This is a genomic window from Streptomyces sp. UW30, from assembly GCF_008042075.1.
In the GTDB taxonomy this organism is placed as follows: domain Bacteria; phylum Actinomycetota; class Actinomycetes; order Streptomycetales; family Streptomycetaceae; genus Streptomyces.
This window is the reverse complement of record NZ_RDBN01000053.1, coordinates 1,711,812-1,736,484: the sequence shown is the minus strand read 5'-3', so window position 1 is coordinate 1,736,484 and position 24,673 is coordinate 1,711,812. Positions and strand designations below refer to the sequence as shown.

The 24,673-nt window shown below is 67.6% G+C and carries 18 protein-coding genes and 1 pseudogene; 8 read left to right on the top strand and 11 right to left on the bottom strand.

The window, feature by feature from the left end:
• Positions 1 to 21 precede the first annotated feature (21 nt).
• From EAO75_RS42400 to EAO75_RS42390, 3 genes are all read right to left on the bottom strand, one after another.
• Complete coding sequence (locus EAO75_RS42400) at positions 22 to 1,731, bottom strand: protein kinase family protein (RefSeq protein ID WP_148000323.1); 1,710 nt, start codon at positions 1,729 to 1,731, stop codon at positions 22 to 24.
• Positions 1,732 to 1,868: 137 nt separating this feature from the next.
• The gene (murJ, locus tag EAO75_RS42395; protein WP_148000322.1) at positions 1,869 to 4,100 is read right to left on the bottom strand and encodes a murein biosynthesis integral membrane protein MurJ; all 2,232 of its coding nucleotides are present in this window, start codon (positions 4,098 to 4,100) and stop codon (positions 1,869 to 1,871) included.
• Between the two features lie 45 nt (positions 4,101 to 4,145).
• Positions 4,146 to 6,554 carry a DUF6049 family protein gene (locus EAO75_RS42390; protein ID WP_148000321.1) on the bottom strand — a complete coding sequence of 803 codons (2,409 nt, stop codon included), beginning with the start codon at positions 6,552 to 6,554 and terminating at the stop codon, positions 4,146 to 4,148.
• 275 nt (positions 6,555 to 6,829) lie between these two features.
• Here EAO75_RS42390 and EAO75_RS42385 point away from each other — a divergent pair, with 275 nt between their 5' ends.
• Complete coding sequence (locus EAO75_RS42385; RefSeq protein ID WP_148000320.1) at positions 6,830 to 8,272, top strand: CCA tRNA nucleotidyltransferase; 1,443 nt, start codon at positions 6,830 to 6,832, stop codon at positions 8,270 to 8,272.
• 121 nt (positions 8,273 to 8,393) lie between these two features.
• Here EAO75_RS42385 and EAO75_RS42380 read toward each other — a convergent pair whose 3' ends face one another.
• From EAO75_RS42380 to EAO75_RS42365, 4 genes are all read right to left on the bottom strand, one after another.
• Positions 8,394 to 8,891, bottom strand: coding sequence for a hypothetical protein (locus EAO75_RS42380; protein ID WP_261989640.1), 498 nt, complete (start codon positions 8,889 to 8,891; stop codon positions 8,394 to 8,396).
• Positions 8,892 to 9,002: 111 nt separating this feature from the next.
• Positions 9,003 to 10,280, bottom strand: coding sequence for an MFS transporter (locus EAO75_RS42375; protein ID WP_148000319.1), 1,278 nt, complete (start codon positions 10,278 to 10,280; stop codon positions 9,003 to 9,005).
• A gap of 203 nt (positions 10,281 to 10,483) precedes the next feature.
• Positions 10,484 to 11,566: an inositol-3-phosphate synthase gene (locus EAO75_RS42370; protein ID WP_148000318.1), complete on the bottom strand. Its 1,083-nt coding sequence runs from the start codon at positions 11,564 to 11,566 to the stop codon at positions 10,484 to 10,486.
• 44 nt (positions 11,567 to 11,610) lie between these two features.
• Complete coding sequence (locus EAO75_RS42365; protein ID WP_148000317.1) at positions 11,611 to 12,294, bottom strand: PadR family transcriptional regulator; 684 nt, start codon at positions 12,292 to 12,294, stop codon at positions 11,611 to 11,613.
• A 351-nt stretch (positions 12,295 to 12,645) separates the two neighbouring features.
• Here EAO75_RS42365 and EAO75_RS42360 point away from each other — a divergent pair, with 351 nt between their 5' ends.
• Entirely contained in the window at positions 12,646 to 15,273 is a 2,628-nt protein-coding gene (locus EAO75_RS42360; protein WP_148000316.1) for a transglycosylase domain-containing protein, read from the top strand.
• 199 nt (positions 15,274 to 15,472) lie between these two features.
• Positions 15,473 to 16,972, top strand: coding sequence for a glycosyltransferase family 87 protein (locus EAO75_RS42355; protein ID WP_187284791.1), 1,500 nt, complete (start codon positions 15,473 to 15,475; stop codon positions 16,970 to 16,972).
• A gap of 148 nt (positions 16,973 to 17,120) precedes the next feature.
• On the opposite strand, the gene EAO75_RS42350 is transcribed toward EAO75_RS42355, so the two are convergent.
• The 3 genes from EAO75_RS42350 to EAO75_RS42340 all read right to left on the bottom strand — a co-directional run bounded on the left by EAO75_RS42350 (position 17,121) and on the right by EAO75_RS42340 (position 19,895).
• Positions 17,121 to 18,152 (bottom strand): alanine racemase, encoded by a 1,032-nt coding sequence (locus tag EAO75_RS42350; RefSeq protein ID WP_148000314.1) that lies wholly within the window; start codon positions 18,150 to 18,152, stop codon positions 17,121 to 17,123.
• Between the two features lie 98 nt (positions 18,153 to 18,250).
• Positions 18,251 to 19,369 (bottom strand): peptidoglycan bridge formation glycyltransferase FemX, encoded by a 1,119-nt coding sequence (gene femX / locus EAO75_RS42345; RefSeq protein ID WP_148000313.1) that lies wholly within the window; start codon positions 19,367 to 19,369, stop codon positions 18,251 to 18,253.
• 217 nt (positions 19,370 to 19,586) lie between these two features.
• A complete protein-coding gene (locus tag EAO75_RS42340) occupies positions 19,587 to 19,895 on the bottom strand; it encodes a hypothetical protein (RefSeq protein WP_148000312.1) in 309 nt (102 codons plus the stop codon).
• Between the two features lie 264 nt (positions 19,896 to 20,159).
• On the opposite strand from EAO75_RS42340, the gene rpsF reads away from it, so the two are divergent.
• From rpsF to rplI, 4 genes are all read left to right on the top strand, one after another.
• The gene (gene rpsF / locus EAO75_RS42335; RefSeq protein ID WP_010353482.1) at positions 20,160 to 20,450 is read left to right on the top strand and encodes a 30S ribosomal protein S6; all 291 of its coding nucleotides are present in this window, start codon (positions 20,160 to 20,162) and stop codon (positions 20,448 to 20,450) included.
• Positions 20,451 to 20,528: 78 nt separating this feature from the next.
• Entirely contained in the window at positions 20,529 to 21,128 is a 600-nt protein-coding gene (locus EAO75_RS42330; protein ID WP_148000311.1) for a single-stranded DNA-binding protein, read from the top strand.
• Between the two features lie 57 nt (positions 21,129 to 21,185).
• On the top strand, positions 21,186 to 21,422 hold the full coding sequence (gene rpsR / locus EAO75_RS42325; protein WP_003949403.1) for a 30S ribosomal protein S18: 237 nt from the start codon (positions 21,186 to 21,188) through the stop codon (positions 21,420 to 21,422).
• Positions 21,423 to 21,440: 18 nt separating this feature from the next.
• A complete protein-coding gene (gene rplI / locus EAO75_RS42320) occupies positions 21,441 to 21,887 on the top strand; it encodes a 50S ribosomal protein L9 (protein WP_148000310.1) in 447 nt (148 codons plus the stop codon).
• Between the two features lie 160 nt (positions 21,888 to 22,047).
• On the opposite strand, the gene EAO75_RS42315 is transcribed toward rplI, so the two are convergent.
• Positions 22,048 to 23,385, bottom strand: coding sequence for an MATE family efflux transporter (locus tag EAO75_RS42315; RefSeq protein ID WP_148000309.1), 1,338 nt, complete (start codon positions 23,383 to 23,385; stop codon positions 22,048 to 22,050).
• Positions 23,386 to 23,844: 459 nt separating this feature from the next.
• Here EAO75_RS42315 and EAO75_RS42310 point away from each other — a divergent pair.
• A pseudogene (locus tag EAO75_RS42310) lies at positions 23,845 to 24,673 on the top strand (DnaB-like helicase N-terminal domain-containing protein); the annotation flags it as partial.

Here is a 24,673-nt window from a genome sequence, read left to right as displayed (position 1 = left end):
CCCTTTGTCTGCGGTGAGCTCTCAGCCGGTGAACTTCAGGTCGGTGAGGGCCTGCTTGAAGCCCGAGTCGCTGTACTCGTCGCCCTCCGCATAGGGCATAGCGGTGAGCCATACGAGAACGTACTGGGTCTTCACCGACTTGGTGACCTTCACCGTCGCACTGGTGCCGTTGGTCGTGACGGTGCCGATCTTCTCCATCGAGTCCAGCGAGGACGGCGTCATGGAGTCGGCGGCGTACAGCGTGATCGTCGTGTGGGGGCCTGGATACAGAAGCCCTATCGACGCGGCCGACACCTTCTGGGCCGAGCCGAGGTCGTAGACGATACCCACGCCGGGTTTGTAGGCGGGATTCATGTCCGGACCGTCTACGAAGCTCTTGGTGCGCCAGTACGACGAGCCGTCACCGTCGTACGTCTTGGCCACGTCCTCCGGCGCCTGGGCCTCGCCCTTCGCCACGAACTCCTGAGCATTCCGAATCTTGATCTGGACCGGCTTGGTGCTGTCGCTGCCCTTGTCGCCGTCGTCCGTCGTCTGCGTCTGGTTGTCGTCGGACTTGCCGCCCTGGTCCATCAGCGCGTCCGCCAGCTGCCAGCTGCCCAGGCCCAGCGCGGCGATGAGGAGGGCCGAGACGGCCCACTTCAGTGCCTTGCCGGTACGGCTCTGCAACGGGGGCGGCGGGGTCGGCACCTGCTGGGTGACGCCGGGACGCGTCTGGCGGCCGTACGTGCCCTGCTGGTACGTCGTGCGCTGATAGTCCGGCGGGGCCGTGAACGACGGCTCCGGCGGGCGGATGCGGGGCATCTCGCCGATCGCCTTCACCAGTTCCTCCGGCGTCGTGCACGCGGACTCGTGGCGGGAGGCCGTCGCGCCGTCGTTGGCCAGCGCGCGCATGGCGAGCTCGGACAGCCCGCGGTGGACACCGGCACGCACCTGATCGGGGGCGATCAGACCGACGTCCTTCGGGAGCCCGGACAGGCCGTAGGCGTCGCTCTCGTACGGCCAGCGCTGGGTGAGCGTGGCGTACAGCAGCGCGCCGATGGCCTCCGTGTCGGTGCGCTGCGGGGTGTCGGAGCTGATGCCCCGCAACGCGGCGTTCACGGCGAGGCCGCGGATGCGCCACTGTCCCGAGGAAGTACGCAGTACGGCGTTCGGGTTGAGCCGCAGATGTGCCAGACCCTCGCGGTGGGCGGCGGCCATGGCTGCCGACACCTGGGTGACCATCTGGTAGGCGTCGTACACCTCCAGCGGGCCGGAAGCCAGAAGGGTCGTCAGTTCCGTGGCGTCGGGGAGCCATTCGTGGACGACGTAGACGAGGTCGTTCTCGTCCACGGCGTCGAGTACCTGGACGAAGCGCGGGTCGCCGAGGAGTGCGGAGGAACGAGCCGCGGCCAGTACGGAACGGGCTCGTGCGTGGTCCGCCGGCAGGATGTGCACGCCAACGGCGCGACGGAGTTTCTCGTCGACCGCACGCCAACTGCTGAAACCGTCCAGACGGGTGACGCACTCCTCGAGGCGGTAGCGTCTGGCGAGTTTGTGGCCGCTGTGCAGTTCGGGCGGTGAGGCCTTCCCGGGACCCTCGGTCCCGCCACTCCCCTGTGCCTCGTCGATGTCCGTGTCCCGCTCCCGATTCTTGGCCACCCCGTCGGCCGTGGACTGGTCCGCCTGAGCGGTCAGCGGCTCGTCGCCGCTGTTGTCTGCCACGTCGACGGCAGCCGTGCTCCGTTCCGCCACCGTCGTTCCTGCCTCCCCATCCGTTGCACGCCCTACGACCCCGAGCGCACCGTCCGACGCCGAAACCAATTGTGCCCACAGTCCGCCGCTATGCACGACACACGATGGCGGACGATGGTTGTGCGCGTACCCCAGCTTCAGCGACCCAGACGCCCGCGAACCATGCCGACCAGTGAGTTCAGCTCCTCGATGCGCATCTTCCGCGCAGCGACGAAGAAGATCCCGAGCAGTACCGCTCCACCGGCGAGCAGAGCGGCGAAGGAGCCGAGGACACCCTGACCGAGGACCTGGGTGGTCGCGTAGCAGGCCGCACCGCTCAGCAGTGCCGCGGGCACTGAGGCGATGCAGAGTCTGGCGTACGTCCGCATGACCCGGGCGCCGTCGAGGTCGCCGCCGAGCCTCTTGCGCAACCGGCTCCAGGCGACGCCTACGCCGATCGCGTACGCCAGGCCGTACGAGGCGGCCATGCCGACCACGGCCCAGCGGGCCGGCAGCAGGAGATAGCAGAGCACCGACGCCCCCGCGTTGCCCGCGGCCACGATGACCGTGTTGTAGAAGGGGGTGCGGGTGTCCTCGTAGGCGTAGAAGGCGCGCAGCACGACGTACTGCACCGAGTAGGGGATCAGGCCGAGGCCGAACGCCATCAGCATGTAGCCCATGTTGGTGGCCTCGCTGGTGCCCGAGGAGCCGAACATCAGCGTGCACATCGGGATGCCCAACGCCAGGAAGCCGAAGGCGAGCGGCACGATGGCCACAGCTGTCGTACGCAGGCCCTGGGAGATGTCGTCGCGTACGGCGCCCGGGTCGTCCTCGGCGGCGGAACGCGAGATACGGGGCAGCAAGGCGGCCATCAGAGAGACTGTGATGATGGCCTGCGGGAGGCCCCAGATGAGCTGAGCGTTGGCGTAGGCGGCGTAGCCGGTGCCGTCGACGTCGGAGTCGAAGCCGGCGGACGTGGACAGCTGGGTGACGACGAGCGCACCCGCCTGGTTGGCCAGGACGAACAGGATCGTCCACTTGGCCAGCATGGCGGCCTTGCCGAGGCCGTGGCCCTTCCAGTCGAAGCGCAGGCGCAGCCGGAACCCGGTCTCGCGCAGATACGGGATCATCGCCAGGGACTGCACGACCAGGCCGAGCAGGACACCGGCACCGAGGAGCCGCTGGCCCTCCGGCGGGATGTTCGTGACCTCCATGCCGGAGTGCTCCGCGGTGCCGTACACCCACAGGAACATTCCGAGCGTCACGATGATGACGATGTTGTTCAGGACCGGCGTCCACATCATCGCGCCGAACCGGCCGCGGGCGTTGAGGATCTGGCCCATCACCACATGGACGCCCATGAAGAAGATCGAGGGCAGGAAGTAGCGGGTGAAGGTGACCGCCACCTCGTTGGCCGCGGGGTCACTGGCGACCTTGGTGGACAGCGCGCTGACCAGGAGCGGCGCACCGGCCATGGCGAGTGCGGTGAGCGCCGCGAGCGCCACCATGACCAGCGTGAGCAAACGGTTGGCGTACGCCTCACCGCCGTCCTCGTCGTCCTTCATGGCGCGCACGAGTTGGGGTACGAAGACCGAGTTGAGGCCGCCGCCGACGGTCAGGATGTAGATCATCGTCGGCAGCGTGTAGGCGACCTGGAACGAGTCACCGAGCAGGCCGAGGCCCAGCGCCGAGACGATCATCATCGACCGGACGAACCCGGTGAGCCGGGAGACCATCGTCCCCGCCGCCATCACGGCGCTCGACTTCAGCAGACCGCCGGCCCGCCCGCCCTTCGTCGAGGCGGGCGCCGGGGCGGGAGCGGGCTCGGGTGCGGCTGTGTCGGCCCCTACGGGGGGCGTGGGGCCCGTGGCGGGTGCGGGCGAGGGTCCGGGGACCGTGGGCGGCGTCTGGTACTGCGGGTGGCCGCCCTGCTGCTGGTCGCGGAAGAGGTGCGCGAAGGCGTCGTGCTCCTGCTGTTCCCCTGCGGAATGCGAGACCAGATCGTCGACGCCCACGTACTGGGTCGTACGGGGGTCGTCACCGTACGGCAGGTACTGGGTGGGGCCCTCCGGCTCGGGCGCCGGGGTCTGGGCCCACACGTGCGGGTCGGGGGCGTACGGCGACTGGGGCGGCTGGGAGTAGAGGGGCTGCTGTGGCTGGTACGTGCCCGGCGGGGGCGGCGGGTGCGCAGCACGGTCGTACAGCGCCTCGGCGACCGGGTCCTGGGCGGAGAGCTCCTGGCCCCGGTAGGGGTCCTGGTCGTAGGCGTCCTGGAGGTACATGTCCGCGGGGTGCTGCGGCGGCACCTGGCCGGGCTCGGGCGGCGGGCCCTCGGGGTGCCCCGAGCTGCCCGCAGCCTGGCCGCGGTCACCGTCGTACGGCGCGTTCATGGCTACCCCACCTCATCGTCCCGGGCCCACCGGCCACGACATCGCTCAACGGTCCACTCTCTCACCCGTGCCGGACGGGTCGGCGCTTTCCGCTGCGGTGTCCGGGGTCGGGTCACTCGGCTGCTCCGGGGCGTCTTCCCCCTCACCGGTGCGGGACTCTTCCTTGTGAAGGTCCTCGGGTGTGAGACGGTCCTCGGGGCCTTCCGGGTTCTCCGGATCGCCGTCGGCCTCACCCGCCTCCTGGGAGCCGTTCTCCTCGGCGTCACGGGCCGCGGCGCGCTTGCGCTGCGTGTACATCCGGAACCCGGCGAGGACCAGCAGCAGGAAGCCGCCGCCGATGACCAGCATCACGGTGGCCGTGAACTCGGTGACCTTGACGTCGAACGTGACGGGCTGGCCGTACGGCTGGCCGTCCTCCGTGTACAGCTGGGCCCTCACCGTGGCCTGTCCGTTGGCCTGAGCCGACGTGGGGAACTTCACTGTCTGGCTGTGTCCGCCGGAGACCGTGACGGACTGTTCGTAGTACGCCTCGCCGCCGATCTCCAGGCGCCTCGGGCTCGATGAGGTGAGTCGCAGCACCAGGTGCTCGACGCCCTGCACCAGGTTGTTCTGCACGGTCACAGGGATCGTTGCGCTGCGGCCCGAAAGCTTGATCTCGGACTTCTCGATCAGCGTGACCTGGCCGGCCAGTGAGTTGATGTAAGCCTCGACGCCGTTGCGGTAGTCGGCAGCCGCCGCCGAGCGGCCACGCCATGACGTGGACATCTCGCGGTTCATGGCCCGCCCGAAGGGGGTCACGACGCGGGACGGGTCGGTCAGGATCACCTTGAAGCTGTCGAGCTTGCTCTTCGTGGCCGCGATCTGCTCGAAGGCCGCGCGCGGCAGCTCCTGCTTGCGCAGCGAGGAGGGGTACCTGGACGCCGACGGCACCTTGGTGGTGGCACCGGAATCCGGCTTGGCCGTGGCGGCGGCCGTCAGTCCCTGGGACTGGGACCATGTGCCGCCCTGGAGCGCCGTCACCGCCTCGGCCATCGCCTGGGCCTGGCTCGCCGTCGGCATCCGCTGCGGAGCGACGACGATGCTGCGCTGCTTGTCCGACTGGAGGTTCAGGGTCAGGCTCTGGGCGAGGAACCTCTGCACGGCGAGTGTCGAGCTCGACGCTCTCGTCAGATTGCCCCGGAACACCGTCGACATCCGTGCGTCCGCTACCACCGCCGTCGTGCCGCCGCCGATGGGGCGGGCCGATGACGGCGTGTAGGGCAGGCCGCCAGTCTCGACCAGGCTGTCGCTGCGGGCGATCACCTTGTCCGCGCCGGCGGAGGTGGCGACCTTCACGATGGACGGGTCGACGGCGCCGTTCACGGGCCAGGCGAAGTCGGTGTTCGGTTGCACGTGGAGCACCGCGTCGACGGTGTCGGCGGCGACGTCCGTGGCCTCCTTGAGGTGACTCAGGGAGCCGGTGACGTTCGTGCCGTTGTGCGCCAGGGACGCCAGGTCGGGGTCGGCGAAGGGAAGGGCGACGACCTCCTTGTCCTGCACCGCGTCCTGGAGCTCGGCCAGCCACCGGTTGGCGACCGCCTGGTGGGTGCCGGCCGTGGTCGTGTCACCCTCGCCCTGAACGCGGTAGCTCTCCGTCATCGCGTCCACGGAGGCCAGCAGGTCGGGGTCGATCACCCAGGTGACGTCGAGGTCCTTGCCGAGCGACACCAGCTGCTGGAGACGCCCGCCCGGGGAGATCTCCTTGGCGAGGTCGTCATCACGGAAGACCGGCGTCTGCGCCTCGTCCGATCCCGTCTGCGCCGTCATGTGGGACGTGGAGATGAGCGGCCACAGAACCGTCGTCTTCGTCTTTGTGTCGGCCCCGTCCGGCTGCCACGGCAGGAAGGTCCGCTGGATGCCCAGAACGTGGTTCCAGGGCTCCGCGGACGTCTCGCCGGACAGGGAGACGGCGAACGGGTAGACCCCGTCTCCGCCGAGGTCGAGCTCGTCGACCGGCACCGAGATGTTGAAGGTCTGCGAGACCCCCGGAGTGAGCTTGGCGAACTCCTTGACGTACTTCCCGCCCACCGGGGAGCCGTCGAGACCCTCCTGGTAGTCGGTGCGTCCGGCGGCCGTGTCGATGGCCGAGCGGGTGTTCAGCACTCCGCCGAGACGCAGGTCCACCTGCGCGCCGGTGACGGTCTGCTTGCCCTTGTTGGTCACCGTGCCGGACACGGTCACCGTGTCGTCCTCACCGGCGACGGCAGGGGTGAGCGAGTCCACCGCGACGGCCACCGTTTTCGAGCCGGAAGCGGCCTTCAGAGAGTCCCCTCCGGCGGCGTGCGAGGACGTCGCCGCAGGCAGCTGGAGCAGGCCGGCCAGCAGCGGCGCCCCGGCGAACAGTGCTCCGGTGCGCCGCAGCCAGCGGCGGGCAGGTGAGGGACTCATCCCCTGGAAGTCTGCCGCCTCGGCCACGCGCTCGCCCGTCCCTCGTCGTCGTCAGTGGTCGTCGGAATGTGCGTCCACGCATGGTAACGATGCGCGCTGAGGGGAAGTGCCGCGGACTGCCCCACAAGATCGGTCCCCATCGTCGGCCTGTCCCGTATGTGCATTTATAAAGGGAGGTCGTCACCAAGTCGTAAAGGATGTGACGCAGCCCTCGGGCTGCACCGGCGGAGGCGTCTGTGCCCGCGCTGTGCACGTTTAATGGAGGCGCTCCGGGTCGCCCGGGCCACGTACCCTCTTCTGTTGTGCCGAACGCCAACGAAGACAAGTCCAGTGTCCTGAGTCAGGTGCAGCACCGCGCGGTGAGTGAGCTGCTGCGGGTCGCGCCTGTCGCCGACGACCTTGCCCGCCGATTCCAGGAGGCCGGGTTCTCACTCGCCCTGGTCGGCGGATCGGTCCGGGACGCTCTGCTCGCTCGGCTCGGCAATGACCTCGACTTCACGACCGACGCCCGTCCCGAGGACGTGCTGAAGATCGTGCGCCCGTGGGCGGACGCGGTGTGGGAGGTCGGGATCGCCTTCGGCACGGTCGGTGCCCAGAAGGACGGCTACCAGATCGAGGTCACGACCTACCGCTCGGAGGCGTACGACCGGACCTCACGCAAGCCCGAGGTGTCCTACGGCGACTCGATCGAGGAGGACCTCGTCCGGCGCGACTTCACGGTCAATGCGATGGCGGTCGCGCTGCCGGAGAAGGAGTTCGTCGACCCGCACGGCGGGCTCGAGGACCTCGCGGCCGGTGTCCTGCGGACTCCGGGTACGCCGGAAGCGTCCTTCTCGGACGACCCGCTGCGCATGATGCGAGCGGCGCGCTTCGCGGCCCAGCTCGACTTCGAGGTGGCGCCCGAGGTGGTGACGGCCATGACGCAGATGGCCGGGCGGATCGAGATCGTTTCGGCGGAGCGGGTTCGGGACGAGCTGAACAAGCTGATCCTCTCCGCTCACCCCCGCAAGGGCCTGACGCTGCTGGTCGACACCGGGCTCGCCGACCATGTGCTGCCCGAGCTGCCGGCGCTGCGTCTGGAGAGCGACGAGCATCACCGTCACAAGGATGTCTACGAGCACACGCTGATCGTCTTGGAGCAGGCGATGGAGCTGGAGGAGAACGGTCCCGACCTGACCCTCCGGCTGTCCGCCCTGCTGCACGACATCGGCAAGCCGCGCACACGCCGCTTCGAGAACGACGGCCGGGTCTCGTTCCATCACCATGAGGTGGTCGGCGCGAAGATGACGAAGAAGCGCATGACGGCGCTCAAGTACTCCAACGAGCTGGTGAAGGACGTCTCACGTCTGGTCGAACTCCACCTGCGCTTCCATGGCTACGGCACCGGGGAGTGGACGGACTCCGCCGTCCGACGCTACGTCCGCGACGCCGGCCCGCTCCTCGACCGACTCCACAAGCTGACCCGCTCGGACTGCACGACGCGGAACAAGCGCAAGGCGGCGGCCCTGTCCAGTGCCTACGACGGCCTTGAGGATCGGATCTCCCAGCTCCAGGAGCAGGAGGAACTCGACTCCATCCGCCCCGACCTCGACGGCAACGAGATCATGGAAATCCTCGGCGTCGGGCCTGGTCCGGTCATCGGCAGCGCGTACAAGCACATGCTGGAGCTGCGGCTGGAGAACGGGCCGATGGAGCATGCCGAGGCGGTGGCCGCACTCAAGGAGTGGTGGGCCGAGCAGAGCTGAGGCTGCGGAACGGGGTCGATGTTTCACGTGAAACATCGACCCCGTTCCGTGGAGAGCGGCACGCACTGAGGGGCTGTGTTTCACGTGAAACACAGCCCCTCAGTTGTGCGGAGACGTCAGATCACACGTCCGAGAGGCACAGGACAAAGTTGTCGCCGTCGCCGGTCTGGGCGTAGAAGCTGGTGGCGCCACTGACCTTGCGGCACTCGGTTTCGGCGGTGAACGAGGTGTAGGTGCCGTCGACCTTCTTGAGCACCTTGGCCTCGGCCTCGGACGAGGAGCAGTCCACGACCTCCATGCTGTCGTCCGAGCTCGACGACGAGGTGGACTTCAGGCAGTCGCCCACCTTGGCCTGGTCCGGGTCGTTCAGGCTGGCTATGTAGCCAACGATGAGCGCAGTCACGACGCCCACGCCGATCAAGACGTTCTTGATCGTCTTGAAGCTGACCTTGCGGCCGGGCTGCTGCGGCGGAACCGGTGCGTACGGTGCCCCGCCCTGCGGGAAGCCCGGCTGGCCCGGCTGCTGCGGGTACGGGGCCTGGCCCTGCGGCGGCTGACCCTGGGCGTACGGGTTCTGGCCCTGAGCGAATGGATTGCCCTGCGGCGGCGGAGTTGTCACTTGGGGGTCCCCCTAGAACACGGGTGCGTGATCGCGAACAATGGCGCGATGTAAGACGGACGTAAGCTACCGGGCCCCACTGACAACTTCGTACTCGGGAGTGGCTCTGTGTCATTGATGTGACACAGACCGATACTCAAAGCGGGCCATAGCCGCAGCAACTGCCGCATAGATAAAGGCGACTGTGACCACCAGGGGGGCCGAACGGCCGTCCGGCGGCAGTATCAGGGCGGCCACTCCGGCGGCTCCGACGAAGGCGACGTTGAACAGAACGTCGTAGACGGAGAAGGTCCGGCCACGGAAGCCGTCCTCGACCGAGGACTGCACGATCGTGTCCGTCGCGATCTTCGCGCCCTGCGTCGTCAGGCCCAGCACGAATGCCGCGACCAGCATGGGAGTTGTGGCGAACGGCAGGCCGAGTACGGTCACCAGAATGGCGGCGGCACCCGCGCACACGGCGATCCAGCGGCCGGGGCCGAGCCGTGTTGCGGCCCAGGGGGTCACCACGGCTGCCGCGAAGAAGCCGGCCGCGGAGATGGCCAGCGCCAGCCCCAGCAGGGCGAGTCCGTCATCGGCGTTGGAGGAGAAGGCGTACCGGCACAGCATCAGCAGCATGACCAGCAGGGCGCCGTAGCAGAAGCGCATCAGGGTCATCGTGAACAGCGCCCAGACGGCCTCGCGGCGTGGTGGAGCGGAGAGATGGCGCACGGCTGCCGCCAGGTCGCGCGCGGTGCCGGAGAGAGCCGCCACGAGACGTGGCTGCACCAACTCGCGATCGGGACCGAGCAGTTCCGGTGCCATGCGCAGGGCGGCGAGTCCGGCGCACAGGTACAGGGCGGCTCCCAGTAGCACCACGGCGGCATCGGAGTCCCAGACCACCAGCCGTACGAGGAAGGCGAAGCCGGCACCTGCGGTCGCGGCGAGCGTTCCGGCGGTCGGGGAAAGGGAGTTGGCGATCACCAGCCGCTCTTCGTCGACCACGCGTGGCAGCGCGGCGGACAGGCCGGACAGGACGAAGCGGTTGACGGCGGTGACGCACAGGGCGGAGACGTAGAACAGCCAGTCCGGGACCTCGGTGATGATCAGGGCGGCGGTCGCCGAGGCCAGCAGGGTCCGCAGCAGGCTGCCGTACAAAAGGACCTGGCGGCGGCGCCAGCGGTCCAGGAGCACTCCGGAGAAGGGGCCCACCAGGGAGTACGGCAGGAGCAGGACCGCCATGGCGGAGGCGATCGCGGTGGCCGAGGTCTGTTTCTCCGGGGAGAAGACGACGTACGTGGCGAGCGCGGTCTGGTAGACGCCGTCTGCGCCCTGGGAGAGCAGGCGTACGACGAGCAGACGCCGGAAGTCCCGGAAGCGCAGCAGGACCCGCAGGTCGCGTACGACGGACATGGGGCACAGCCTCACATACGGGAGGGTCCCCGGGCGGTACAACCCGGGGACCCTCCACAGCCCTGGCAGGAGCGTTCTGCGTGAGCCTTCAGCGCACAGTGCGGTGTCGAGCCACCGCATTGCGCTGTGTCGAGCTAGCGCACCGCGCTGTGTCGAGCTAGCGCACCGCGCTGTGTCGAGCTAGCGCACCGCGCTGTGTCGAGCTAGCGCTCGACCTCGCCCTTGATGAACTTCTCGACGTTCTCGCGGGCCTCGTCGTCGAAGTACTGGACCGGCGGGGACTTCATGAAGTAGCTCGACGCCGACAGGATCGGGCCGCCGATGCCGCGGTCCTTGGCGATCTTCGCGGCGCGCAGGGCGTCGATGATGACGCCGGCGGAGTTCGGGGAGTCCCAGACCTCGAGCTTGTACTCCAGGTTCAGCGGGACGTCACCGAAGGCGCGGCCCTCGAGGCGGACGTAGGCCCACTTGCGGTCGTCGAGCCACGCGACGTAGTCGGACGGACCGATGTGGACGTTCTTCTCGCCGAGGTCCCGGTCGGGGATCTGGGAGGTGACGGCCTGCGTCTTGGAGATCTTCTTGGACTCCAGGCGCTCGCGCTCGAGCATGTTCTTGAAGTCCATGTTGCCGCCGACGTTCAGCTGCATCGTGCGGTCCAGGACGACGCCGCGGTCCTCGAACAGCTTCGCCATGACGCGGTGCGTGATGGTGGCGCCGACCTGGGACTTGATGTCGTCGCCGACGATCGGGACGCCCGCCGCGGTGAACTTGTCAGCCCATTCCTTCGTACCGGCGATGAACACCGGCAGGGCGTTGACGAAGGCGACCTTGGCGTCGATGGCGCACTGGGCGTAGAACTTCGCCGCGTCCTCGGAACCGACGGGCAGGTAGCAGACGAGGACGTCGACCTGCTTGTCCTTGAGGATCTGGACGACGTCGACCGGAGCCTCGGCCGACTCCTCGATGGTCTCGCGGTAGTACTTGCCGAGGCCGTCGAGGGTGTGACCGCGCTGGACGGTCACGCCGGAACGGGGCACGTCACAGATCTTGATCGTGTTGTTCTCGCTGGCGCCGATGGCGTCCACGAGGTCGAGGCCGACCTTCTTCGCGTCGACATCGAACGCGGCGACGAACTCGACGTCACTGACGTGGTAGTCGCCGAACTGCACGTGCATCAGGCCGGGGACCTTCGACGCCGGGTCGGCGTCCTTGTAGTACTCGACTCCCTGAACCAGCGACGCGGCACAGTTGCCCACGCCGACGACGGCTACGCGAACCGAACCCATTCCGGTTGCTCCCTGTGTGTACGAGTGAGGCCCTGACTGGGCTCTCACGTGGCGGTGTCGCCGGGCGAATCCGTCCTGGGGGTGTCCCCGGGACGGGGCAGATCGCCCGGCTCTCCAGTTGTGGTGTCCTGCTGAGCGGACCCCCCGGAAGCGGAACCCTTCAGGTCCCGTCCGGCCCGCTCGCTCTCGATGAGCTCGTTCAGCCAGCGCACTTCGCGCTCCACGGACTCCATCCCGTGGCGCTGGAGCTCAAGCGTGTAGTCGTCGAGGCGCTCCCGGGTGCGCGCCAGGGAGGCGCGCATCTTCTCCAGGCGCTCCTCCAGTCGGCTGCGGCGACCCTCCAGCACGCGCATGCGCACGTCCTGGGGTGTGCGTCCGAAGAAGGCGAATCGGGCAGCGAAATGCTCGTCCTCGTACGCGTCGGGTCCGGTCTGGGAGAGCAGCTCCTCGAAGTGCTCCTTACCTTCCGCCGTCAACCGGTAGACGATCTTGGCGCGACGGCCCGCGAGTGGTGCGGCGAGCGCGTCCTCGGTGGTGTTCCCCGGTTCCTCGATCAACCAGCCGTTGGCGACCAGCGTCTTGAGGCAGGGATAGAGCGTGCCGTAGCTGAACGCACGGAACACGCCCAGCGACGTATTGAGTCGTTTGCGCAGCTCGTATCCGTGCATCGGGGACTCGCGCAGCAGTCCGAGTACGGCGAATTCGAGGATCCCGGACCGTCGGCTCACCCCTCGCCTCCTCGTCTTATCTCGCGCTGATGTATCGACTCGATACATCAAGACGATAGAACGGCCTTCCGGGCGCGACAAGTGGGGGAACGGTGAACGGGATCACATCAACGATTCATGTGGAGCGAGTTGCCTGATTTGGGGTGAAGTTCGGGGCTAGGTGGACTTTGACGGTGCGTAGTCTGTGCGCCATGTACAACACCGGGAACCGAGTGACACCTGAGGGCGTCGTCATCCTTGGTGCAGTACGGGTGAATGAGGAACCGGCCACATCCGTACTCCGGGGGGACCGGAAAACCGCCGCCGTTGACAGGCGCCCAGGGGTGCGCCTGTCCGAGGAGTAGTCGTTCGATGAGCGAGCACCGTCGCAAACCGCCGCAGCCGCAGGGAGGCGGACGTGCCGCGGCCCGACGCGGCCAGGCCGGCTCGTCCCCCGGCCGCCGAGCGGCACCGCGAGGCGCCACCGGATCTCCCTCCGACTCATACGGGTCGGGTTCCACCGGTTCGGTAGGCGAGGAACGTCCCTACGGCGGCCGCGCCGAGGCACGACGCGCGGCCCAGAGAAGTGCCGGCAGCCGGCGCAGAGCGCCTGAACCCACCAGGGGCGGCCGTCGAGCGGCCCCTGGTGGGCCGGGCGGTCCCGGGCGTGGCAGAGGGCGTGGGGCCCCGCCGGACAAGAAGCGTTTCATTGACTATCCGCGCGCGGGCAAGGACGGCTTCGCGCGCTGGGTGCCGTCGTGGCGGCTCGTCACGGGAGCCTTCCTCGCGTTCATGGCCGGTCTGGTGACCGCCGCGGGCATCGGGTACGCGATGGTCGGGATCCCGAAGGCCCAGGACACGGCCCTGGCGCAGAACAACGTCTTCTACTGGTCCAACGGCAAGCAGATGGCGGCGACCGGCGGTCAGACGAACCGCCAGCTCGTGAGCAATGCCGAGATCCCGAAGGACATGAAGGACGCGGTGGTCTCCGCCGAGAACGCGTCCTTCTACAAGGACAACGGCATCGACCCGGCCGGTATCGCGCGCGCTCTCCTCAACATGGCGAGGGGTGGCGAGACACAGGGTGGTTCGACGATCACGCAGCAGTTCGTCAAGAACACCTACCTGAGCCAGGAGCAGACGGTCTCCCGTAAGTTCAAGGAGCTGTTCATCTCCATCAAGGTGGGCCAGCAGCTGTCCAAGGACGACATCCTCGCGGGCTACCTGAACACCGCCTACTACGGCCGAAACGCCTACGGCATCCAGGCGGCGGCCCAGGCGTACTTCGGTGTGGACGCCCAGAAGCTCACCACCACGCAGTGCGCTTTCCTCGCCTCCGTGCTGAAGGGCCCGAACTTCTACAACCCCGACGGTGGTGTGGGAGCGGGTGCCACGCCGGACGAGAACACCAAGCGGGCCAAGGAACGCTGGTCGTGGATCCTGGACCGCATGGTCGAGGTCGGACGCATGGCGCCGGCGGAGCGGGCCAAGGTCGGCGACTTCCCCAAGCTGAAGCAGCAGAACTCGAACCTTTCCGGACAGTCCGGCTATCTGATCGACATCGCCAAGGAGTACGTCGCCAAGAAGGCAGGTCTCTCTCCCGAGGACCTGGAGCAGGGCGGCTACCGGATCTACACGACCTTCGACAAGGACAAGGTCAACGAGCTGGCGGCGGCTGTCGCGAAGACGCAGAAGAGCTTCCTCGATCCGAAGAAGCGGGAGAAGGACAAGTACGTCCAGTTCGGTGGTGCGTCGGTCGATCCCAAGACCGGAGCGATCGTCGCGTTGTACGGCGGCGCGGGCTACGACAAGGGGCACTACTCCAACAACGCCAACACGCTGGGTGTGCCGGTCGGATCGACCTGGAAGCCCATCGTGCTGGCCTCCGCAATGCAGTACGGGACGTACGAGACCGACGGGGAGCCGCTCTCGCCGCTGGCCAAGTACAACGGCAACGACCTTCTGGAGATCAAGGACCAGAACGGCGATCCGATCATGGGCAATGACGGAAAGCCGTTCCGGCAGAAGAACGAGGGCACCACGGCCTGGGGCGAGGTGACGCTCAGGAAGGCCATGGAGCAGTCGATCAACAGCCCGTTCGCACAGCTGGGTATCGACGTCGGCCTGTCCAACACCCAGAAGATGGCGAACAAGATGGGTATCTCGTCTGCCTTCTTCGACAAGGGCAACATCAGGAACGTGTCCTTCTCGCTCGGTACGTCGACCCCCAGCGCCATCCGCATGGCCGACGCGTACGGCACCTTCGCCAATTCGGGTACGCACCTCGAGCCGTACTCGGTCACCAAGGTGATCAAGGACGGCGCCCAGCTCCCCGGGTTCGAGAAGCCGGAGGAGCAGATCGCCATGGACGAGAACGTCGCGAACAACGTGACAGACGTCCTGGAGAACGTGGTCAAGAACGGCACCGGTAAGAAGGTCGCGGACATCGGGTTCCCGGTGGCCGGCAAGACGGGTACGACGGATGAGAACAAGTCGGCCTGGTTCGTCGGCTACACCAGGGAGCTGTCCACGGCCGTCACGCTGTTCCGGACGGATCCCGGCAAGGGCAAGCTGCTCTCCATGAACGGCACCGGTGGCGTGCCCTCCATCCACGGTGGTGACATTCCGGCGCAGGTCTGGAAGGACTACATGGCTGAGGCCATGAAGGGCATCGACTACGAGGACTTCCCGGAGGCGGAGCCCATCGGGGAGATCATCAACGACACCCCGACGCCGACCGTGGTGCCGACGCCGACCGAGACCGTCGAGGAGAGTCCGACGCCGACCCCGACGCCCTCGGAGTCGGAGACGTCACCGACGCCGACGCCGACCGGCACCTGTAGCGAATTCGACTGGCAGTGCGACACCAGCAATGGCGGGCAGAACGGTGGCTCGGACGGAGGCACAACCTCGTCGCCGACGCCAACGGAGACGGAAACAGATAACAGCGGAGGTAATGCCAACGGCAACGGAGGCATCTTCGGCGGACCATCAGGCTGACCGAAGGCTCACCTGACGCGAGAAGGCCGGTGGCCGGCACCCGCCTCAGGGGTGCCGGCCACCGGCCTTTGTCGCGCGTACGAGCGGACCCGGTGATCGGCCTGTTTCACGTGAAACGTCGGTTTCACGTGAAACACTCAACCGCCGCATCCCCTTCGCCCTCGCACCGTTCTCAGACACGTACGGCAGGATGTGCCCCATGCCCAGTGCAGAGACGACGCCCACGAGCGTGCACGAGCCGGACCCGGTGCGGCCGACCAAGGAAGACGAGGTCGCCGCCAGCGGGAGCGAGCTGATCGGCGGCCCCATCGGACGGCGTGCCCTGCTCGGGACGTCCTGGTGGACTCCCGTGCGGATCGTCGCGCTCGTGGCGATCGGCATGTTCGCTCTCGGGTTGGTCCAGAAGGCGCCCTGCTACAACGGCGCCTGGTTCTTCGGTGCCAGCTCCCAGTACACACATGCCTGCTACTCGGACATCCCGCACCTGTTCCAGGGGCGCGGCTTCGCCGACGGGCTCGTGCCGTACTTCGACAAGCTCCCCGGTGACATGGAGTACCTCGAGTACCCGGTGCTGACCGGAGTCTTCATGGAGGTCGCCTCCTGGCTCACGCCGGGCAGCGGCACCATCCAGGACCAGGAGCAGTGGTACTGGATGGTCAACGCCGGGATGCTGATGGTGTGCGCGGCCGTCATCGCTGTCTGCGTGAGCCGCACGCACACCCGGCGCCCCTGGGACGGCCTGCTGGTCGCCCTGGCGCCCGCCTTCGCGCTGACCGCGACCATCAACTGGGACCTGCTGGCCGTCGCCCTGACGGCTGCGGCGATGCTGATGTGGTCGCGTGGCCGGTCCGTCGCCTTCGGGATCCTGCTGGGGCTCGCCACGGCCGCCAAGCTCTATCCCGTCTTCCTGCTCGGCCCGTTGCTCGTCCTGTGCTGGCGCGCGGGCAAGTGGCGGGACTTCGGCAAGGCGCTGGGCGGCACCGTGTTCGCCTGGCTGGTCGTGAATCTTCCGGTGATGCTCCTCGCCTGGGACGGGTGGTCGCAGTTCTACCGGTTCAGCCAGGAGCGAGGCGTCGACTTCGGTTCGTTCTGGCTGATCCTGGCCCAGAACTCCACTGACCCGCTGAGTACCGAGACCGTCAACACGCTTGCCACGCTGCTGATGCTGCTGTCCTGTGTCGGCGTCGCCGCACTCACGCTCACCGCGCCGCGACGTCCGCGCTTCGCCCAGCTGGCCTTCCTGATCGTCGCGGCGTTCATCCTCACCAACAAGGTCTACTCGCCGCAGTACGTCCTCTGGCTGGTGCCCTTGGCCGTCCTGGCCCGGCCGAGGTGGCGGGACTTCCTCATCTGGCAGGCGTGCGAGGTGGCCTACTTCCTCGGGATCTGGATGTACCTCGCGTACACGACCAGCGGGGACGCCCACAAGGGACTGCCGCCCGACGGCTACCACTGGGCCATCGGCCTGCACCTGCTGGGGACGCTGTACCTGTGCGCCGTCGTCGTACGGGACATCCTCATGCCGGAGCGCGACCCGGTGCGCCGAGCCGGCGACGACGACCCCTCGGGCGGTGTCCTCGACAGGGCGGAGGACGTGTTCGTGTTCGGCGCCGCGGCCCATCCACCGCGGCATGCGGCCCACTTCGAGGGGCCTCAGGTGGAGTGGGGCAACCAGGGCCCGACCGGGAGTTCGCTCTGAGCGAACAGGGCGTAGGGATGGCACGCCAAAGGCCGTAGACGGAGTAGGCCGACGAGGGAAAAGGCCGTACACGGAGGATTCCGTGTACGGCCTTTCTTGGTTACGGCGTTGCCGAGCGGCGGTCGTTCAGTCGCCGAGCGGCGGCGATTCAGCGGTCGACGAGCCGGTCGAACTGCGTGGTGGTGTGCCGCAGATGGGCGACCAGCTCGTCCCCGACCTTCGGCTCCGGGGCGTCCGACGAGACGAACAGGATCGAGACCTGCATGTGCGGTGGCTCCGCGAACCAGCGCTGCTTGCCTCCCCACACGAAGGGAGAAAGGTTCCGGTTGACCGTGGCCAGGCCGGCCCGTGCGACGCCCTTGGCGCGCGGCATGACGCCGTGGAGAGCCTTCGGGGCCTCCAGACCCACCCCGTGCGACGTACCGCCCGCCACGACCACCAGGAAGCCGTCAGAGGCCGCCTTCTGCTGCCGGTAGCCGAAGCGGTCGCCCTTGGAGACGCGCGTGACGTCCAGGACCGCGCCGCGGTACTCGGTGGCGTCGTGGTCCCCCAGCCACAGCCGGGTGCCGATGCGGGCGCGGAAGCGGGTCTGCGGGAACTGCTGCTGGAGGCGGGCGAGTTCCTCGGCCTTGAGGTGGCTGACGAACATCGTGTGCAACGGCAGACGGGCCGCGCGCAGACGGTCCATCCAGCCGATGACCTCCTCGACGGCGTCGGAGCCGTCGGTGCGGTCCAGCGGCAGGTGGATGGCGAAGCCCTCCAGCCGGACGTTCTCGATGGCGGAGTGCAGCTGCGGCAGGTCGCGCTCGCTGACACCGTGCCGCTTCATCGAGGACATCACCTCGATGACGACACGGGCGCCCACGAGGCCGTACACGCCGTCCACCGACGAAACGGAGCGGATGACCCGGTCGGGCAGCGGCACCGGCTCCTCGCCGCGCCGGTACGGCGTCAGAACCAGCAGGTCACCGCCGAACCAGTCCTTGATGCGCGCGGCCTCGTACGTCGTGCCGATCGCGAGGATGTCCGAGCCCAGTCGCGTGGCCTCCTCCGCCAGCCGCTCGTGCCCGAACCCGTAGCCGTTGCCCTTGCAGACCGGGACGAGCCCAGGGAACTGCTCCTGCACGTGCTTGTGGTGCGCCCGCCAGCGCGCGGTGTCGACGTAGAGCGTGAGCGCCATGGCCGGACCTGGAACCTTTCTCGTGGCTGCGGTGTATCAGAGGTATGGAAGCTATCGACGGTGCAGCTGTTGACGGTATCGAAGCAGAGAACACAAGGTCAGCGACGCGACATGTAGATGTCGAGAGCCTTGTGGAGCAGCTTGTTGAGCGGGAAGTCCCACTCACCGAGGTACTCGGCGGCCTGGCCGCCCGTGCCTACCTTGAACTGGATCAGGCCGAAGAGGTGGTCGGTCTCGTCCAGCGAGTCGGAGATGCCGCGCAGGTCGTAGACGGTGGCGCCGAGCGCGTAGGCGTCGCGCAGCATGCGCCACTGCATCGCGTTCGAGGGCCGGACCTCACGGCCGATGTTGTCGGAGGCGCCGTAGGAGTACCAGACGTGGCCGCCGACGATCAGCATCGTCGCCGCCGACAGGTTCACTCCGTTGTGGCGGGCGAAGTACAGCCGCATGCGGTTGGGGTCCTCGGTGTTGAGGGCCGTCCACATGCGCTGGAAATACGACAGCGGGCGCGGCCGGAAGTGGTCGCGCACGGCCGTGATCTCGTACAGGCGCTGCCATTCCTCGAGGTCCTGGTAACCGCCCTGGACGACCTCGACGCCGGCCTTCTCGGCCTTCTTGATGTTGCGCCGCCACAGCTGGTTGAAGTTCTTGTGGACCTCTTCCAAGGACCGGTTGGCCAGCGGCACCTGGTAGACGTAGCGGGGCTGTACGTCGCCGAAGCCGGCGCCGCCGTCCTCGCCCTGCTGCCAGCCCATGCGACGGAGCTTGTCGGCGACTTCGAAGGCACGCGGCTCGATGAAGTCGGCCTCGATGTCGCGCAGCCGCTTCACGTCCGGGTTCTGGATGCCCGCCTTGATGGAGGTGGCCTCCCAGCGCCGGATGATCACCGGAGGGCCCATCTTCACGGAGAAGGCGCCCTGGTTCTTCAGATGCGCGAGCATCGGTTCCAGCCAGTCGGTCAGGTTCGGCGCGAACCAGTTGATGACCGGGCCCTCGGGCAGATAGGCGAGATAGCGCTTGATCTTGGGCAGCTGCCGGTAGAGGACGAGACCCGCGCCGACCAGCTCACCGTTCCTGTCGAACCAGCCGAGGCTCTCCGAGCGCCATTCCGCCTTGACGTCAGCCCAGGCCGGGACCTGCATGTGGCTCGCCGCCGGCAGGCTCTGGATGTATGCCAGATGCTGCTCGCGACTGATCGTCCTCAGGGTCAGGCTCATTCGGGGCGCTCCTCGGGCTGGTGTGTCCCCATGGGTACAGGGGCTCCGGCTCTAGCGCCGAAGCCTACTGCGCCTCGGGAGCGCCCCGACTGGGCGTACGGGAGCTTCGCCCCGGCTTCTGGTGCGCCGAGGCGTTCGAGAGTGTTCTATGCGCTGTTCTACCGGTGTTCGGAGGACTGCCTCCGTGGCCGGTGCGAGGAAGGCATTGCCCCTGGCGTCAGAAACCGCCGAAGAGCCCGCCGTGCGCCATGCCGAGGAAGAAGCCGAATCCAGAAGCGCCGAGACCCAGGATCAGGCCGAAGCGTTCACGGGTCGTCTCCGAGACCCACTGGCCGTACGCACCGGTGAGGATGCCCACGAGCCCGGTCCAGGAGCTGAGCAGGTGCAGGTCGTCGAACTGGGCTGTGACGAAGGACGTGATTCCCAGCACCAGGGTCACCACAAGCAGGGTGGCCTGGAGGGGATGGGGCTTTCCGTCCGTGGCGAAGAGGCCTCCGACGGTGTTGGGTCGCAATGCCTGTGCCATAGGGCACCTCCTGCGGAAGACGGCGCATCGTAGCGCCATACACACCCGATGTGTACAGATTGTGGGCGACGGCGGCCGGATTTCAACCGGAAGCGGGTGTGCGGGTACTGTGTACCGTCTGCACCGATGTCTGCCCGGGCCAGCTCGGGGAAACCGCGAGGTCACCCCCGATTGTCAGTGCCGGCGGATACCGTTGCGTACGCATCACAACCCTCCTGCCACGGAACGACCGTGGCCGCTGAGTCCAAAGGAGGTGGGTTCCACATGCGTCACTACGAGGTGATGGTCATCCTCGACCCCGATCTGGAGGAGCGCGCTGTCGCCCCCCTGATCGAGAACTTCCTCTCCGTCGTCCGTGAGGGCAACGGCAAGGTCGAGAAGGTCGACACCTGGGGCCGTCGTCGTCTCTCGTACGAGATCAAGAAGAAGCCCGAGGGCATCTACTCGGTCATCGATCTGCAGGCTGAGCCCGCGATCGTCAAGGAGCTCGACCGCCAGATGAACCTGAACGAGTCGGTCCTCCGGACCAAGGTCCTCCGCCCCGAGACCCACTGAGCTCTCCAGCTCAGCTGATCTCGGGATTCGAGTAGCAGCAACCAAGCAGCCAGAGCAAACCCGCCGAGAGGTTCCCCCATGGCAGGCGAGACCGTCATCACGGTCGTCGGCAATCTTGTCGATGACCCCGAGCTGCGCTTCACCCCCTCCGGTGCGGCGGTCGCGAAGTTCCGTGTCGCGTCCACTCCCCGCACCTTCGACCGCCAGACGAACGAGTGGAAGGATGGCGAGAGCCTGTTCCTGACCTGCTCGGTCTGGCGTCAGGCGGCGGAGAACGTCGCGGAGTCGCTCCAGCGAGGCATGCGCGTCATCGTGCAGGGCCGGCTGAAGCAGCGGTCCTACGAGGACCGCGAGGGCGTCAAGCGCACGGTCTACGAACTGGACGTCGAGGAAGTCGGCGCCAGCCTGCGTAACGCCACGGCCAAGGTCACCAAGACCTCCGGTGGCGCTCGCGGTGGCCAGGGTGGATACAGCGGCGGTGGCGGCGGCCAGGGTGGCGGCGGCTGGGGTGGAAACTCCGGCGGCGGCCAGCAGGGCGGCGGTGCTCCCGCCGACGACCCGTGGGCGACCGGTGCTCCCGCCGGTGGCCAGCAGGGCGGCGGCGGTGGCGGCGGCTGGGGTGGAAACTCCGGCGGCAGCCAGCAGGGCGGCGGCTACTCGGACGAGCCCCCCTTCTAGGCCTAGGGCCGAAGGGTGGGTCGTACCCAAACTTCTTGATCACACAGGAGAAACACCATGGCAAAGCCGCCTGTGCGCAAGCCGAAGAAGAAGGTCTGCGCATTCTGCAAGGACAAGGTCACGTACGTGGACTACAAGGACACGAACATGCTGCGGAAGTTCATTTCCGACCGCGGCAAGATCCGTGCCCGCCGCGTGACCGGCAACTGCACGCAGCACCAGCGTGACGTCGCCACGGCCGTCAAGAACAGCCGTGAGATGGCGCTGCTGCCCTACACCTCCACCGCGCGATAAGGGAAGGGTGACCGAAACATGAAGATCATCCTCACCCACGAGGTCTCCGGCCTCGGCGCCGCGGGCGACGTCGTCGACGTCAAGGACGGTTACGCTCGCAACTACCTGATCCCGCGGAAGTTCGCTATCCGCTGGACCAAGGGTGGCGAGAAGGACGTCGAGCAGATCCGTCGCGCTCGCAAGATCCACGAGATCCAGACCATCGAGCAGGCCAATTCTGTCAAGGCCCAGCTCGAGGGTGTGAAGGTCCGTCTGGCCGTCCGCTCCGGCGACGCCGGTCGTCTCTTCGGTTCCGTCACCCCGGCCGACATCGCTTCCGCGATCAAGGCTGCCGGTGGCCCCGAGGTCGACAAGCGCCGCATCGAGCTGGGCTCCCCGATCAAGACCCTGGGCGCCCACGAGACGTCCGTGCGTCTGCACCCCGAGGTTGCCGCCAAGGTCAACATCGAGGTCATCGCGGCCTGATCGCTGCGCTCGGCTGGAACAGCTGAATGGAGGGGCCGTACCTCWGAGGTACGGCCCCTTCGCTGTGTCGAAGACGGCCGCGCCTCGCCAAGGGCGGGTCCTGCGCCGGAGAGCGCGCAGCATCGGTTTCACGTGAAACACSGTGTTTCACGTGAAACAGTCAGCGCGTCGCGCCCGTGACGATCCAGCGCCCCGAGCGAGCGCGCAACCAGAGTGTCAGCATGCGCACGGTCATCATCAGCGTCATGGCCACCCAGATCGCCGTGAGGCCGCCGCCGACCACAGGGACGAGCAGCGCGACCGGCGCGAACACTGCCAGGGTGAGCACCATGGCCCAGGCGAGGTAGGGACCGTCGCCCGCTCCCATCAGGACGCCGTCCAGGACGAAGACGACGCCGCAGATCGGCTGGGAGAGCGCCACCACGAGAAGGGCGGGCAGGGCAGCGTCCTTGACGACCGAGTCGCTGGTGAACAAGGGCAGGAAGAGCGGCCGGGAAATCACCACGAGCAGGCCCAGCACGACGCCGGCTGCGATGCCCCACTCCACCATGCGGCGGCAGGCGGCCCGGGCGCCCTTGGCGTCGTTGGCACCGAGGTACCGACCGATGATGGCCTGCCCGGCGATGGCGATGGCGTCCAGTGCGAAGGCGAGCAGGCTCCACAGGGACAGGATGATCTGGTGTGCCGCGATGTCGGCGTCCCCGAGGCGGGCCGCGACGGCGGTCGCAATCATGAGGATGGCCCGCAGGGAGAGTGTGCGGACCAGCAGGGGCACCCCGGCCTGTGCCGAGGCTCTTATCCCGGATGCGTCCGGCCGCAGGGAGGCACCGTGCTTGTGAGCTCCGCGAACCACGACCACGAGATAGATCACGGCCATGCCGCACTGGGCGATGACGGTGCCCCAGGCGGAACCTGCGATGCCGAGGTCGGCGCCGTAGACGAGACCCAGATTGAGGGCGGCGTTGGCGACGAAGCCTGCCACGGCAACATAGAGCGGTGTTCTGGTGTCCTGTAGGCCACGCAGGACGCCAGTGGCGGCGAGTACGACCAGCATGGCCGGTATCCCGAGTGCGGAGATCCGTAGATAGGTCGTCGCGTAGGGGGCCGCGGTGTCCGAGGCGCCGAAGAGTTCCACGAGAAACGGTGCTGTGGGCAGGACGACTGCGATGACCGCGACACCCAGGAGGATGGCGAGCCAGATGCCGTCCATGCCCTGGCGTATCGCAGCCTGGAGGTCGCCCGCGCCGACGCGTCGGGCGACGGCCGCCGTGGTGGCGTAGGCGAGGAAGACGAACACGCTGACGGCGGTCATGAGGAGGGCCGAGGCGACCCCGAGTCCGGCGAGCTGGGCCGTGCCGAGGTGGCCGACGATCGCACTGTCGGCCATGACGAAAAGGGGCTCGGCGACGAGTGCACCGAAGGCAGGGACGGCCAGTGCGACGATCTCTCGATCGTGCTGTCGTCGGGCGGCCTTGGGCGCCGCGGGGGCCTGTGTCATGGCCACCAATCTAATCGTCCACAGGTAAGAGATGCAATCGAGTAGAGACCCTTACTGATCGTCTCGTGTCGTGTGCTTTCGCGCACCGTTCGAAGCGATCTTGGTCCGACTGGGGAAGTTTTTCTTCTACACAGCCGGTGGACGGGAAAGTGGCAGGTCAGAGGGGGTCCTCGGGAATCGCTGGGAGCTTGTTCACAGGGCTGTCCACCGGGTCGTGCACAGGTTTTGCGGAGTTCTCCACAGCATCCGGGCCGTCGTCCACATGGCCTGTGGATAACCAGATTGGCTGACGGTGCCCGCGGGCCTACCGTGGTCCGGCGCCCACTCCGTCTGTCGGCCGCAAAAGCGTCACAAAGCCGACGTGCCAGAACCGGAGTTGGGCCTCTTATTTGTCAGTGGCGTGCCGTAGAACTGTGGGGCACGGCGAGGTCCGCTCGGCGGACGGGAGGAGGTGGCTCGGTGAGCATTTCCGAGCCCTTGGACGACCCGTGGGCCGACAGCGGTCCCAGTGATCGTCTGCCCGCTTCCCGCCGGCGCGGCGAGGGTGGCCGAGGACGCGACGAACAGCATGATCGCGGCCGTGAGAGCGGCGAGTGGGACGGTGGTGGTTCGGCCTTCGAGCGGGTCCCGCCGCAGGACCTCGACGCCGAGCAGTCCGTGCTCGGCGGCATGCTCCTGTCCAAGGACGCCATCGCCGACGTGGTCGAGGTCCTCAAGGGCCACGACTTCTACAAGCCCGCGCACGAGACGATCTTCCAGGCGATCCTCGACATCTATGCCAAGGGTGAGCCCGCCGACCCGATCACCATCGCCGCCGAGCTCACCAAGCGCGGTGAGATCAACAAGGTCGGTGGCGCCTCGTATCTGCACACCCTCGTCCAGACGGTGCCGACTGCGGCGAACGCGGAGTACTACGCCGAGATCGTCCATGAGCGCGCTGTACTGCGCCGCCTGGTCGAGGCCGGCACCCGCATCACGCAGATGGGATACGCGGCCGACGACGACGTCGACGAGATCGTCAACCGCGCCCAGGCCGAGATCTACGCGGTCACCGAGCAGCGCACCAGCGAGGACTACCTTCCGCTCGGCGACATCATGGAGGGTGCGCTCGACGAGATCGAGGCGATCGGATCCCGCACCGGCGAGATGACCGGTGTGCCGACCGGGTTCACGGACCTCGACTCGCTCACCAACGGTCTGCACCCGGGCCAGATGATCACTGGGACCGCTGTCGGCCCACGGGTCGTCCAAGGGCTCGGAAATGCTCACCGAGCCACCTCCTCCCGTC